Origin of the sequence: Canibacter zhoujuaniae (assembly GCF_011752015.1) — a bacterium.
In the GTDB taxonomy this organism is placed as follows: Bacteria; Actinomycetota; Actinomycetes; order Actinomycetales; family Microbacteriaceae; genus Canibacter; species Canibacter zhoujuaniae.
Window position 1 is genome coordinate 139551 of sequence record NZ_JAAIKA010000002.1, and the last position, 13573, is coordinate 153123.

Sequence of the window (13573 nt, forward strand, 5' to 3'; positions counted from 1 at the left end):
TTTCATGCAACGCCTAATTGAAAAAATTCGTAGTTTCCGCACTGCCGCACGTGTGCAAGGTCGCAAACTGAAACACATTATTAAACGTGGGAGTGATTTCACTGAGCGTGCTCGCATGCTACGTGACGCCCAGAGAACGGGTATTGCTTCTGACCGTGGTGCGGTCACGGCAGAATATGCGATTGTGATTATGGCTGCGGTGGCCTTCGCTGGGCTGTTAGTGGTGATTATGCGCAGCGGCACGGTGCAAGAGATGCTCACCAACCTGGTGCAGCAGGCGCTCGCCTCAGCGGGTTAACGCCGTAACCGATGCGAAGGAAACACCTATGAGTGAGCGAGTGGTCAAGAGAGCTGTTAGTCGGTGTAAGAGTTTTATTGCCGCAGACAGCGGCAGTGTTAGCGTTGAATTTGCCTTAATTTTGCCGGCTGTGGTGGCTCTTTTGGCCCTCGCAATCTCGGGAATACTAATTGTGTCGCAACAAACTACAGCGATATTTGTTGCCTCACAGGTAGCACGCGCTGAGGCCAGAGGAGATACTGCTTCGATAGGGGCGGGAATAGGCGATAACTTTACCGTGGTATCTCGCAGCGATGAAGGAATCTTTCACTGTGTAGAGGTGCAGGGTAGGGGAGTATCGGGGCCGCTCAGTCATATTTTGACAACGGGCAAAAGCTGTGCGGTAAGGAGTGCAGAATGAGCGCCCCAACAACCGTCGCATTTGTCGCTGTGACCGCAGTAGTCGGGTTGGCGCTCACAGCAGCCGCGGGAGCGCAGGCAAATACGGTAGTTGCTGAGAGTGCTGCTGATAGCGCGGCGCTTGCTGCGGCTGACGCTGTTAACGGATTCACCGCATTAGATCCCTGCGACAGTGCCACTCAAACAGTGAACCGTATTGCGTGGGGAAGAAGAATTGCAAAACTGCAGTTAGTGGGGTGCGAAATAGAACCCGATCTGGGTGAGGCGACGGTGACAGTCTCATACACAGTGCTCGGGTTATCCCGCGAACTGAAGGCTCGGGCAGGCACACCTGAGAATTATTAGTTGGCGATCACAAATGTATTTATAGTAGTGTCTTGACTGAAAACCCCCAGACGCATCAACTACGGGTGTATTAAAAATAAGGAGCCAAGTGGCAGCCTCGAAAAAATTAGTTATCGTAGAGTCACCGACGAAAGCCCGCACTATCAGCGGTTTTCTTGGCAATGATTACGAAGTTATTGCATCGGTGGGGCACATTCGTGACCTCGCTGAGCCAGCGAGCCTGCCCGCAGAACTGAAACAGGGTGCGTTCGGAAAATTTGCCGTTGATGTTGAGAACGGTTTTGAACCCTACTACTTGGTTGCCGACAATAAGAAAAAAACAGTTGCAGAGCTAAAACGTGCGATCAAGGGGGCAGACGAGCTGTGGCTCGCAACCGATGAAGACCGCGAGGGTGAAGCCATCGCGTGGCATCTCTTAGAGGTGCTGCAGCCTAAGATTCCGGTGCGTCGTATGGTATTTCACGAGATTACTAAAGAAGCTATCGACGCTGCTATTGAGAACACACGTGACATCGACACCAATCTTGTTGACGCCCAAGAAACACGTCGAATACTCGACCGCCTCTACGGTTATGACATTTCACCTGTGCTGTGGCGCAAGGTTGCGCCACGCCTGTCAGCAGGTCGAGTGCAATCGGCTGCAACCCGTTTGGTGGTTGATCGGGAGCGCGAACGTATGGCTTTTGTTAGCGCTGATTATTGGTCAATCAACGCTGACTTTAGTGCGACTGCGGGGGGTGAAGCCTTTAACGCACGTTTATCAAAGTTAGACGGTGCACGGCTTGCTACCGGTCAGGATTTTAACGACAGCGGCAAACTGAAGCAGAAGAGCGCCAACGCACATTTGCTGTCTAAAGATGAAGCGCAACAGCTTGCAAGCACCCTAGCTGCGCAAGCGACCGTGTCTGCCCGCGAAACTAAACCCTATCGGAGACGACCTGCTGCCCCTTTCACAACCTCAACTCTGCAGCAGGAGGCTTCGCGCAAGCTCCGCCTCAGCTCACGACAGACTATGTCTTTAGCGCAGGCACTTTACGAAAATGGTTACATCACCTATATGCGTACAGATTCAACCAACCTCTCGGAGCAGGCGACAACCGCCGCCCGGAAGGTTGCAGTGAGTCTTTATGGTGCTGAGTCTGTGCCAGCTGCGCCAAGAGTTTACGCAAAGAAGTCTAAAGGCGCGCAGGAAGCTCACGAGGCGATCCGGCCGGCCGGTGCTGATTTTAAGCATCCGTCAGAGTTGGGTAACCTCACGCGCAGTGAGCAAGCACTATACGACCTCATCTGGAAGCGCACAGTTGCCAGCCAAATGGCCGATGCAGCTGGTTCAACCGACACACTAACGCTTGGCACCTCAGCGCAGATAAATAATAAGACTGTCGCGCTGGAGTTTTCAGCTAGCGGCACCGTGATTACCTTCCCCGGTTTCTTAGCGGCCTATGAAGAGGGTAGCGACGATAAAGGCACCGGCGAACAGCTAGAAACCCGGTTGCCGAAACTTGAGGTCGACTCACCTCTCGAGACACACAACCCAGAGGCGAAGCAGCACACTACAACTCCACCAGCGCGTTACACTGAGGCGAGCCTGACGAAACGTTTGGAAGAGTTGGGTATCGGTCGCCCTTCAACCTACGCAACGATCCTCTCAACGATTATGGATCGCGGATACGTCAATAAGCACGGCCAAGCCCTCGTGCCAAGCTGGATTGCGTTTAGCGTTGTGCGTCTGCTTGAAGAGCACTTTGGTGAGCTTGTTGACTACGACTTCACCGCTACAATGGAGGAGGATCTTGACCGCATCGCAGCCGGTGAAGCTGACCGTGCTGCTTGGCTTGGAGACTTCTATTTCGGCACAGATTCACACCCCGGTTTGCGCGGTGTTGTAGATAATCTCGGTGAAATTGATGCACGGGCGATTAATACCCTGCAGCTGACAGACAAGATCGCACTGCGCAACGGCAGGTATGGTCCTTATCTAGAAGTGCTCGATGATAAGAGCAAGGTTGATGAGTCAGGCGAGATTAAGCCGCGCATAGTGAGCCTGCCAGAGGGAATAGCCCCTGACGAGCTTACGCCAGACAAAGCGAATGAGCTTGCAAACGCTGAACCCGTAGAGGATCGAGTGCTCGGCGTGCATCCGACAACCGGACGCAACATTGTTGCAAAGAGTGGCCGTTTTGGCCCTTATGTCACCGAACAGTTGCGTGACGGTGAGCAGCTGCCAAAGGGTGAGAAAGTCTTAACAGCTTCACTGTTTAAGACAATGACCCCAGAAACCGTTGATTTTGACACTGCGGTTGCGCTGCTGAGCCTGCCACGCACCGTTGGGCAGGCAGCAGACGGAGAAGACATTCTCGCGCAGAACGGTCGCTACGGCCCCTATCTGAAGAAAGGCTCTGAAACCCGTTCTCTGCCGAGTGAAGACGCTATTTTTGAAATAACACTCGCCGAGGCGGAGGAGCTGCTTGCGCAACCAAAGTATGGTGCGCGTAAGGCTAGCGCCGCATTGCGTGAGTTTGCGGAAGATCCCACTAGCGGTAAGCCCATTAAGGTTAAAGACGGTCGTTTTGGTCCCTACATTACCGATGGCGTCACTAACGTGACGGTGCCGCGTGGTGAGAACATCGATGAGTTAACCTTCGAGCGTGTGGTTGAACTCCTTGCTGTTAAACGCGCGAAAGGGCCGGCTAAACGCGGCGCAGCCAAAAAAGCACCCGCTAAGAAGGCGGCTGTGAAAAAAAACGCAACTAAGAAAGCGGTAGATCCGGCGCGTTCTGCCGCGGCGAAGAAAGCAGCAGCAACCCGTAAAGCCAACGCGGCCGCTAAGGCTGCAGCTGCAGCTGCAGCGGCGACTGAGTAAGCACTTAGGCAGTTAGCGTGTCGGTTATGGAATCCGGTATTTGGGTAGTGCTTGAGGGCGGCGACGGTGCGGGCAAAAGCACCCAAGCGCGACACCTCGCTGAGCGCCTGCAAGGTTTAGGGTGGGATACGATCCTCACACGCGAGCCGGGCGGCACCGACCTGGGTGCTAAGATCCGCGAACTTCTTTTACACGGTGAGCACGTAGATCCGCGTGCTGAAGCGCTGCTCTACGCAGCCGACCGCGCCCATCACATCGCTAATGTTGTGCAACCCGCGCTTGCCGCTGGGAAAGCGGTAATCCAAGACCGTTTTATCGACTCTTCTGTGGCCTATCAGGGGGCTGGAAGAGGTTTTTCACCGACAGAGATTCTTAGTCTAAATGACTGGGCGGTTGCTGGTGCTCGGCCAGACCTTACTGTGTTACTCGATATCGATGCTGATGCATCACTGAGCAGAGCTGCTGCGCGTGGTGGCAAGTTGGATCGGGTGGAAGCGGCAGGATCTGAGTTTCATCGACAGGTGCGTGCTGGTTTTCTAGCGCAGGCGAAGGCGCAGACAGCAGCGGGCGCAAACTATTTGGTGTTAGATGCAACGAGCTCGCCTGAGAAACTCTCTGAGCAAATCTGGGCAGCTGTGTCTCAGCTGCTGAACTCTTAAATCTGTTTGAGCGCAGCGCACGGTTTTGTAGTTCTGCTGCACACATAAGAGAGAGCAGCAGAACTATGACCCCGTGCTATTAGAACGAGCGGTTAGCCACCAACTACCGGGCCGAAAACTGCAGGCAGAGTGCCACGGTGAGCGGTGCGTAGTTCCTCAAGATCGATTGAGAACTGATCCTGCACCTCAAGCGTCGCAGCATCACCCTTACGGTCGGTAACGCCGATGCGGAGCACAGGATAGTTGCGACCCTCACACAGGCCTTGGAACTTCACATCTTCTTCGCGCGGCACAGATACGAGCACACGCCCCTGACTCTCACTGAAAAGAGCAGTGGTGGCGTCAACCCCGTCGCGACTGATAATTTCATCAAGCCAGACGCGGGCACCCACCCCAAACCGGAGTGTTCCATCGACAAGCGCTTGTGCTAGTCCGCCCTCAGACAGATCAACTGCGGCAGACATAATACCCCCTTGGGTAGCGCTCTGCAGCAGCTCGGCAAGATTGCGCTCAGCGGCAAGATCAACAACTGGGGGTTTACCACCAAGGTGTGAATGCACTGCTTCGGCCCATGCTGAGCCGTCGAGCTCTTCACGTGTCACCCCGAGAAGGTAGAGATTTTCACCCTCATCCTGCCAGCCTGATGGAACGCGGCGCGCAACGTCGTCGATAATGCCGAGCACACCAACAACAGGGGTCGGATGAATTGGTTTGTCGCCGGTCTGGTTGTAGAGCGAAACATTTCCGCCGGTGACCGGCACCTCCAGCGCAAGGCAGGCATCTGACAGGCCCTCAATAGCCTGCACCAGTTGCCACATCACTTCAGGGTTTTCGGGGCTTCCGAAATTTAGACAGTCGGTTACAGCGGTTGGCACTGCGCCGGTTGTAGCAACATTGCGGTATGCTTCCGCAAGCGCGAGCTGCGCGCCAGCGTATGGATCAAGCTGACAGTAGCGTCCGTTTGCGTCGGTTGAGATAGCGACGCCGAGACCGCTCTCTTCATCAACACGAATCATACCCGCGCCATCAGGGAACGACAGTGCAGTGTTACCGAGAACGTAGGAGTCATACTGGTTTGTGATCCACTCCGGTGACGCCTGATTGGGGTGTGCGGTAACAGCTAACAGCTGTGCCCGCAGCTCGTCGCCGGATGCGGCTCGCCGCAGTGCTGACGCAGAATCTGCTTGGAGCGAATCAATCCAGCTTGGGTATGCAACCGGGCGATCGTAAACTGGGCCGTCAACTGCAACAGTGCGCGGATCGACATTCACAATCTCTTCACCGCGCCAGTTGATTATCAGGCGGCCAGTGTCAGTGACCTCTCCGAGCACACTCGTCTCAACATCCCATTTCTTGGTCACTGCCAGGAAAGCGTCAAGCTTGGCAGGAGAAACAACCGCCATCATGCGCTCCTGAGATTCTGACATCAGAATCTCTTCGGCGGTGAGGTTCGGGTCGCGCAGCAGCACACTGTCGAGCTCAATGAACATGCCGCCGTCACCGTTGGCGGCGAGCTCTGAAGTTGCACAAGAAATACCGGCAGCACCAAGATCCTGGATACCCTCAACAAGATCCTCTTTGAAAAGCTCCAGGCAGCACTCGATGAGCACCTTCTCGGCAAACGGGTCTCCCACCTGCACAGCAGGCCGCTTGGTTGGGCCGCCCTCACTGAAGGTGTCAGATGCCAGAATTGACGCGCCACCAATGCCATCACCGCCGGTGCGTGCACCAAAAAGCACCACTTTATTGCCAACACCTGACGCGTTTGCGAGGTGCAGATCCTCGTGGCGCAGCACGCCGACAGCGAGCGCATTTACAAGCGGGTTTGCCTGGTAGACACTGTCAAACACAGTTTCACCGCCGAGATTTGGCAGACCAAGACAGTTTGCGTATGAGCTGATTCCAGACACTACACCGTGCACAACTCGCGGAGTGTCTGCATGATTGATATCACCAAAACGCAGCTGATCCATAACCGCAACCGGGCGCGCACCCATCGAAATAATGTCACGGACGATGCCACCAACACCTGTTGCAGCACCCTGGAAAGGCTCGATATAAGACGGGTGGTTGTGGCTTTCCACCTTAAAGGTGACAGCCCAGCCCTCACCAACATCGATCACGCCGGCATTTTCACCCATGCCAACCAGCAGGCGCTCCCGCATCTTGTCGGTGACTTTTTTACCGAACATGCGAAGATACTTCTTCGATGATTTATAAGAGCAGTGCTCAGACCACATTACTGAGTACATTGCTAGTTCGCCGCTGGTTGGGCGCCGACCGAGAATTGTACGGATTTTTTCGTACTCGTCACCGGTCAAGCCGAGCTGATCGTAAGGCTGCACCTTTTCAGGGGTTGCAGCAGCGTTAGCGACGGTATCAGGGGCTGGAATGTGGTCGTTCACGTTTCTCCCAAAAGTTGGCTGATGCTCCAAATATTCTATCTGTTTTTGGGGTTATAAGCACTATCGAAGCTCACCGTTGTAAGGTGTAGCCATGAACGAAAATATTAAGGCACACGAGTTGGCAGCGTCGCAGGCAGCTCAGCCTGAAACAGGGCCGCAGTCCGCTCCAAACTCTGGCGGTCAGTTGGCGCAGCTACCGCTAGCTGCAAAGATCAGTATTGTTCTGCTCATGCTTGCAGGTTTTATCGCCGTTGTGCCTTTGCTGCTGCAGTCACTCGATGTTGGATTTGGGCGAATCGTTTTCACGCTCGGCGTAATTTCAATCTTTGTGACAGCTGTCACCACTGCCATCCTGCAGTCGCGCCAGGGCTCATGGATACAGTTGTTAACACTGGTTAGCTCTGCGCTCGGCTTAGTCTTCGGTCTGCTCGTGCTCTGGGTGCCTAGTTACGGTTATTACGATTATGATTCTTACAGCCGCGTGGTTCCGCTCATAGCTGTTGGGCTAATGTTCCTTGTGGTGTGGGGGATCGCAATCGGCGTATTGCGTCTGGTGCGCGCTAGGAACGGCGAGGATACAACGTTGCAGCTGCGTAGCGCATTGGTTACAATTGCGCTGTTTTTTATCGCTGCGATCTTGACAGGTGTTGAGATTGTCGCTGATGTAGCGGGTTTCTACATGATATCTGGCTATCACAGCTGGACACTCGCTGCGCTGATTTTTGGAGCGGTGGGCGTGGGAATTACTGCTGTTTTGGTTACGGCGCTGCGCCCAGCAAAGCAGACAGAAAAATCAGATTTAGGCACCCCGCAGCCGATCTCGCATGAAACAGTAGTCGCAGAATCAGAGCCGCCTGTCACCGAGACTGCTGCGTCTGAAGGGGAGCTACCTGTGCCAGATGAGAACGGCTTGCTGCCCTGGCCGACCTTTGCAGACGGCACTCCGTTGCCGGCAGACGCTAACGGGCAGCCAGATTTCTCTGTCCCGGGGGCGCCGTATCCGCCGCATCTCCTCTTACAACAGCAGAATGAACAGTGATCTAAGCTGACTATGCGCTCCGGTGTGCATTGAAACTTATCGTGTTGCAGCGACTGCGCCCGTTAAATGCCCCTGACTGAGAGGGTTCTACCCGGTGCTAAGATAGCCAAGTGTCTTTACTCTGGTTGATTCGGAGCCATATCGGCCCGCAGAAGTGGTGGCTTTTGGCCGCGGTCTTGCTGCAACTAGTGGGCACTGTTGCTGGGTTGCAAGTGCCTGCGCTCAGCGGTCGTGTAATTGACGAAGCCGTCGCGCAGGGGGATACTGACGCACTGCTCCATTTAAGCGGTTTGATGGGGGCGGCATCCCTAACTCAGATCGTGCTTACGATAGCCTCCATGTATTGCGGTATACGTGTTGTGGAGGGCATCGCGCTGAACGCACGTGCCGGGCTTTTTCAAAAAATTTTGCAGCTGGATACTGCGCTGGTGACAGAGATTGGTGCAAGCACACTTCTCACTCGCGCAACAACCGACTCCAAAGCTGCGCTGCGTTTAGTGCTTTTTGGTATACGTGTCCTTATTTCAACACCAATCATGGTGGTTGGTGCATCAATTCTTGCGGCGCGTGAAGACCCCGGCATGATGTGGATCGTGCTGACTATGACAGTGATCCTCACACTGTTTATCTGGGGTGCAGTGCGTTATGTGATTCCGCTGATGGTCGAGCGACGCAAACTGACAGACAAAATTGCGCGCATCGTGCGTGAGCAGATTATCGGTGTGCGTGTTTTGCGGGCGTTCACTCGGGAAAAATTTGAGGAAGCGCGATACGCCGAAACCAACGATGTGCTGACTGGCCGTATTTATAAGGTCGATATATTTTTCGGATTCTTTTTTCCGTTACTCAACCTGTTCACCTGGATCGCAAGCATTGCTGTCATGTATCTTGGGGCGATACGAGTTGACGCAGGGGCAATCGAAGTTGGATCGTTAACCGCTATAGTGCAGTACATTTCGCAAATTATGGTGGCAATTATGATTGCTTCTTTTGCGATTATGGAGATACCTGAGGCGGAGGTTTCGGCAGGCCGTATACGCGAGATCTTTAATTTTAAACCTCGTGTTAATTTTCCGGCAGTTGGATCGCAGCAGCTTTCCGCTGCCAATGCGAGCGGGCTTGAAAGCGGTGTGCAGCTCGAGTTTGATGGCGTCACTTACCGTTTTGAGGATGCGGAAATTCCTGTTTTAGAGGATATTAGTTTCACCGTCCCGGCTGGTACCACGACTGCGATTGTGGGATCAACGGGCGCCGGAAAATCGACGCTCTTAAATCTTGTATTACGCAGTTTTGATCCGGTTTCAGGAGAAGTTCGGATCGACGGGCGCGATTTGGCAGACTATTCACGGCATGAACTCAGCGCTATGACTGCTGTTGTGCCGCAGAAACCGTACCTGTTTAACGGAACAATCGCCTCAAACCTGCGGTTCGGTGCGCCACACGCCAGCGATGAAGAGCTGTGGGCTGCGCTTGAGGTGGCGCAGGCGGCGGATTTTGTGCGCGCTAAAAACAAACAGCTTGATGCGCCGATCTCACAGGGTGGAACAAATGTTTCTGGTGGACAGCGGCAACGGCTAGCAATTGCGCGCGCACTTTTGGCACGTCCGCGCATCTACTTATTTGATGACTCGTTCTCTGCACTCGATGTTGCAACCGATGCACGCTTGCGTGCGGCTCTGCCCGGATGGACCGCGGGAGCGACGGTGCTTATTGTCGCCCAGCGCATTGCGACCGTGCTTGAAGCTGACCAGATCCTGGTGCTCGATGAAGGCCGCCTAGTGGGAGCCGGCACACATTCCGAGCTGCTTACAAGCAACACCGTGTATCAGGAAATAGTTCGTTCGCAGGGAGGAGTCAGCGCTAATGGCTGAGGTGTTTAACCAGCGTGAGACCCGCGCATTTTGGCCCTCTCTCTGGAACATGTTTAAGCTGCTCAAGATTGAACGAAAATGGCTCGTCAGCTACCTTCTAATGCAGCTGTTATGGGCGGTGCTGGCTGTTTTGGCTCCGATTCTGCTCGGTGTTATGACAGATGCGATAGTTGATGGTGCGGGCAGCTCAGACGGTATCGACTTTGTAATAATGGGGCGCCTTGCTGCGTTACTTGCAGCAACCTGGATTTTGTGTTTTGCGCTCGAAGCTGCGGCGTCTTGTATATTTGCGAGAATACTCTACCGGGTGATGCATCGCTTGCGTCGTGAGACTGAAGAGAAACTGCATCGTCTGCCGTTGAACTTTTTTGACTCACGCAAACGAGGCGACATGCTCGCCCGGCTTACCAATGACCTCGACAATATACACGACGGTATGTTTGCTGCTGCCTTTGACTGTTTTCACGGGCTGGCGCTCCTAACTGTGCTGACAGTCGTCATGTTCGTGCTGTCATGGCCACTGGCAATCGTGACATTTATTGCGCTGCCGTTGCATGTGCTGCTTGTGAGCACAGTAGGCCGTTTGTCGCAGCGTAAATACGGTGAGATGATGCGGGTTACCGGTGAGTTGAACGGGCAGCTCGAAGAGATGATTTCAGGGCATGAACTGGTGCGTGCTTTCGGTCGCGAACAAGAAATGACGACACAGTTCACTTCTGTTAACCACCAACTGTACGCGACATCAGTCGGCGCGCAGACGCTGTCAGCAATGATGATGCCGCTATCTCGCGGCATCGGATTCTTAATTTTTGCGCTCACCGCTTTCCTCGGTGGTTATCTGGTCATTTCAGCAGTGATCACAGTTGGGCTCGTGGTGATGTTCATGAACTTCTCGCTACGTTTCTCTGAACCGCTTCTTGAAATAGTGGGCATGATTCCGAGGTTGCAGTCTGCGGTCGCGTCTAGTGAGCGTATTTTTGAGCTGCTTGATAGTGACGAAATACAGCCAGAGACGGCAGCCCAGACACTGCCTGACAACGCTACAGGGCACATTCGTTTTGAATCGGTTAGTTTCTCCTATGATCCTGAAACACCACTAATCACCGATCTTAATCTTGAGGTGCGGCCGGGTGAAACTGTTGCTATCGTGGGGCCAACCGGGGCTGGTAAAACAACGCTTGTAAACCTCATTATGCGTTTTTACGAGCTTGATGGCGGCCGGATCACGATTAACGGCGTAGACATCACACAATTATCACGCACATATCTGCGTGAACGGGTCGGTATGGTGCTACAGGATGCCTATCTTTTTACCGGCACTGTGCGGGACAATATTCGGTACGGGCGTCTCAACGCAACTGACGCAGAGGTAGAGGCTGCCGCGAAAGCAACAATGGCGGATCACTTTATCCGCTTGCTCCCTAACGGCTACGATACGATGCTTGAAGAAAACGGCGCGCAGCTGTCAGTCGGGGAGCGGCAGCTGCTGACAATCGCGCGTGCCTTTATTGCGGATCCGGCGATTTTGATCTTGGACGAGGCAACTAGCTCGGTTGATACTCGTACCGAGCTGTTGGTGCAGGAAGCAATGAATCGTTTGCGTCAGGGGCGCACATCATTCGTCATTGCGCACCGCCTGTCAACCATCCGTGACGCTGAAATGATTGTCATGATGGAGCACGGCCGAGTGGTTGAGCAGGGGACGCACGCCGAACTCATAGAGCTTAAGGGCGCCTATTCTCGACTGCTTGCAGCGCAGTATGCGGCAGCGTTAAGCGAAGAAGAAACCGAAGTTTAAGCTGTAACGAATGAGCGCACAACGCTCTCAAACATGCGCAGTCCGTCGAGACCTGAGCGCATTGCTTCCGGGGTGTCAGGGCCAAAGCCAGGCTCTACCGCGTGTTCAGGGTGCGGCATTAAGCCCACGACATTACCCTGTTCGTTTGTCAGACCTGCGATATCGTTTAGCGAACCGTTCGGATTGACACCCGCGTAGCGGAAGGCAACCAGGCCTTCACCCTCTATACGTTTTAAAGTTTCAGCGTCAGCGATGTAGCCACCGTCACCATTTTTAAGCGGGATGGTGATCTCTTCACCTTGGTTGAATAGTCTCGTCCAAACGGTTTCATTGTTTTCAACAATTAGCTGCTGATCCCGTCGAATAAACTGCTGGTGTGCATTGCGGATCAGACCACCAGGTAGCAGATGCGCTTCAACAAGAATCTGGAACCCGTTACAGATGCCCAACACCGGCATTCCTGAGTTGGCAGCAGAGATAACTTCAGTCATAACTGGCGCAATCGCCGCAATAGCACCCGGACGCAGATAGTCACCATAGCTAAACCCGCCTGGCAGCACAATCGCGTCAACACCCTGTAGATCGTGGTCGCCGTGCCACAGCGGCACTGCTTCAGCGCCGGCGCGACGAACAGCGCGCTGTGCATCTCGATCGTCGAGCGAACCGGGGAATGTGACAACTCCAACACGCATTATTCTGCGACCTCAGCTACCGCAACAACGTCTTCAATAACCCCGTTTGACAGCACATCTGCAGCGATCTGCTTTGCCTTTTCGAGAATTTCTGGGGTGACATCACCGTCGACCGTGAGCTCAAAGCGCTTTCCTGCGCGCACGTTAACAAACTCAGTTGCGCCACCGCGCGCAAGTGCGCCCGCAATCGCCTTACCCTGTGGATCAAGCAGCTCCGGCTTTGGCATTACTTCAACAATGATCTTTGCCACGCAATATCTCCTTATAACGCGGTGAGTGATGACACGGTTAATTCTATCGCTTATGAAACAGGAGTTTCGCCCGTCAACCTTTCAAATAGTTCACGATAGCGGGAGACTGTGCGGGTGACAATATCGGCCGGTAAAACCGGCGGTGTGCTCTCTTGCGCGCGATCCCAATTTGCAAGCAGCCAGTTGCGCACAATCTGTTTATCAAAACTCTCAAGGCGTGCTGCGCCCTCGTTTGCTGCATACACTGCCGCATCCCAGTAGCGGCTGGAGTCGCTTGTGAGCACCTCATCTGCGATAACAAGCTCACCATTTTGCGGATCGATACCGAACTCAAACTTAGTGTCGGCGAGTATGACCCCCGCAGCCTGAGCTTTCTCACGGGCGATATTAAAAATGCGCAGCGAAGCATCTTGCAACTGTTTTGCGCGATCCGCCCCGACGAGTTCAACAGTTTGTTCGAAGGTGGTATTTTCATCGTGTTCACCCTGCGGTGCTTTATAAGCTGGGGTGTAGATTGGCTCACTGAGCAGGTCGCCGTCCGCTAGCCCACCAGGTAGCTTGATTCCGCAGACTGATCCTGTTGCCTGGTATTCCTGGTACCCGGAGCCGGTGATTGCGCCACGCACAACACATTCAATGGGGAGCATTTCGAGTTTTTTTACAACCATTGAACGGTCGCGAACCGCAGCGGGAGCCAGTTCCTGGGCGTCTGGAAGCAGATGGTTGGGCATATCAATCTGTTTGAACCACCAGTGTGAGAGCCCGGTTAAAAGTGCGCCCTTGCCGGGAATTTCTGGCTCGAGTAAGAAATCAAAGGCGCTAATCCGGTTGCTTGCAACCAGAAGTAGGCGATTGTCAGAGCCATCTGCGGGCACGTAGAGATCCCGCACCTTACCCGAAGCCAAGTGCCGCCAATTTTCAAAGCTTGCATTTAAAGTCACCTTTTAAGTCTG

General features: G+C 53.9%; 12 protein-coding genes. 8 read left to right on the top strand and 4 right to left on the bottom strand.

The genetic code is table 11. The annotated features are described in order from the left end of the window. Positions 1-4: 4 nt before the first annotated feature. The 5 genes from HCQ99_RS07030 (at position 5) to tmk (ending at position 4564) form a co-directional block, all read left to right on the top strand. Positions 5-298, top strand: coding sequence for a DUF4244 domain-containing protein (locus HCQ99_RS07030; RefSeq protein WP_341747201.1), 294 nt, complete (start codon positions 5-7; stop codon positions 296-298). Between the two features lie 28 nt (positions 299-326). Beyond that, positions 327-698, top strand: coding sequence for a TadE/TadG family type IV pilus assembly protein (locus tag HCQ99_RS05290; RefSeq protein ID WP_166986996.1), 372 nt, complete (start codon positions 327-329; stop codon positions 696-698). Next, positions 695-1042, top strand: coding sequence for a hypothetical protein (locus HCQ99_RS05295; protein WP_166986999.1), 348 nt, complete (start codon positions 695-697; stop codon positions 1040-1042). Before HCQ99_RS05290 ends, HCQ99_RS05295 begins: the two co-directional genes overlap by 4 nt. Before the next feature lie 88 nt (positions 1043-1130). Next, on the top strand, positions 1131-3905 hold the full coding sequence (gene topA, locus HCQ99_RS05300) for a type I DNA topoisomerase (RefSeq protein ID WP_166987002.1): 2775 nt from the start codon (positions 1131-1133) through the stop codon (positions 3903-3905). A 26-nt stretch (positions 3906-3931) separates the two neighbouring features. After that, on the top strand, positions 3932-4564 hold the full coding sequence (tmk, locus tag HCQ99_RS05305; protein ID WP_166987005.1) for a dTMP kinase: 633 nt from the start codon (positions 3932-3934) through the stop codon (positions 4562-4564). Between the two features lie 92 nt (positions 4565-4656). Here tmk and purL read toward each other — a convergent pair whose 3' ends face one another. Next, positions 4657-6969, bottom strand: coding sequence for a phosphoribosylformylglycinamidine synthase subunit PurL (purL, locus tag HCQ99_RS05310; RefSeq protein WP_208317178.1), 2313 nt, complete (start codon positions 6967-6969; stop codon positions 4657-4659). Between the two features lie 91 nt (positions 6970-7060). Here purL and HCQ99_RS05315 point away from each other — a divergent pair, with 91 nt between their 5' ends. From HCQ99_RS05315 to HCQ99_RS05325, 3 genes are all read left to right on the top strand, one after another. Continuing rightward, positions 7061-8008, top strand: a complete 948-nt coding sequence (locus HCQ99_RS05315) for a hypothetical protein (RefSeq protein WP_166987011.1) — start codon at positions 7061-7063, stop codon at positions 8006-8008. A 110-nt stretch (positions 8009-8118) separates the two neighbouring features. Next, positions 8119-9879: an ABC transporter ATP-binding protein gene (locus tag HCQ99_RS05320; protein WP_243854800.1), complete on the top strand. Its 1761-nt coding sequence runs from the start codon at positions 8119-8121 to the stop codon at positions 9877-9879. Continuing rightward, positions 9872-11677, top strand: coding sequence for an ABC transporter ATP-binding protein (locus tag HCQ99_RS05325; RefSeq protein ID WP_166987014.1), 1806 nt, complete (start codon positions 9872-9874; stop codon positions 11675-11677). The genes HCQ99_RS05320 and HCQ99_RS05325 overlap by 8 nt, the downstream gene beginning before the upstream one ends. Here HCQ99_RS05325 and purQ read toward each other — a convergent pair. From purQ to HCQ99_RS05340, 3 genes are read right to left on the bottom strand one after another with little or no spacing between them, the layout of a single operon-like run. Continuing rightward, entirely contained in the window at positions 11674-12369 is a 696-nt protein-coding gene (gene purQ, locus HCQ99_RS05330; protein ID WP_166987018.1) for a phosphoribosylformylglycinamidine synthase subunit PurQ, read from the bottom strand. The two genes, HCQ99_RS05325 and purQ, sit on opposite strands and share 4 nt — an antisense overlap. After that, complete coding sequence (locus HCQ99_RS05335) at positions 12369-12620, bottom strand: phosphoribosylformylglycinamidine synthase subunit PurS (protein WP_166987021.1); 252 nt, start codon at positions 12618-12620, stop codon at positions 12369-12371. Before HCQ99_RS05335 ends, purQ begins: the two co-directional genes overlap by 1 nt. 50 nt (positions 12621-12670) lie before the next feature. Further along, on the bottom strand, positions 12671-13561 hold the full coding sequence (locus tag HCQ99_RS05340; protein ID WP_166987024.1) for a phosphoribosylaminoimidazolesuccinocarboxamide synthase: 891 nt from the start codon (positions 13559-13561) through the stop codon (positions 12671-12673). Positions 13562-13573 lie beyond the last annotated feature (12 nt).

Bases quoted from the DNA above. Each gene is read 5' to 3' on its own strand.
- tmk (WP_166987005.1), top strand. From the start codon at position 3,932: ATGGAATCCGGTATTTGGGTAGTGCTTGAGGGCGGCGACGGTGCGGGC.
- HCQ99_RS05315 (WP_166987011.1), top strand. From the start codon at position 7,061: ATGAACGAAAATATTAAGGCACACGAGTTGGCAGCGTCGCAGGCAGCT.
- HCQ99_RS07030 (WP_341747201.1), top strand. From the start codon at position 5: ATGCAACGCCTAATTGAAAAAATTCGTAGTTTCCGCACTGCCGCACGT.
- purQ (WP_166987018.1), bottom strand. From the start codon at position 12,369: ATGCGTGTTGGAGTTGTCACATTCCCCGGTTCGCTCGACGATCGAGAT.
- HCQ99_RS05325 (WP_166987014.1), top strand. From the start codon at position 9,872: ATGGCTGAGGTGTTTAACCAGCGTGAGACCCGCGCATTTTGGCCCTCT.
- HCQ99_RS05295 (WP_166986999.1), top strand. From the start codon at position 695: ATGAGCGCCCCAACAACCGTCGCATTTGTCGCTGTGACCGCAGTAGTC.
- HCQ99_RS05290 (WP_166986996.1), top strand. From the start codon at position 327: ATGAGTGAGCGAGTGGTCAAGAGAGCTGTTAGTCGGTGTAAGAGTTTT.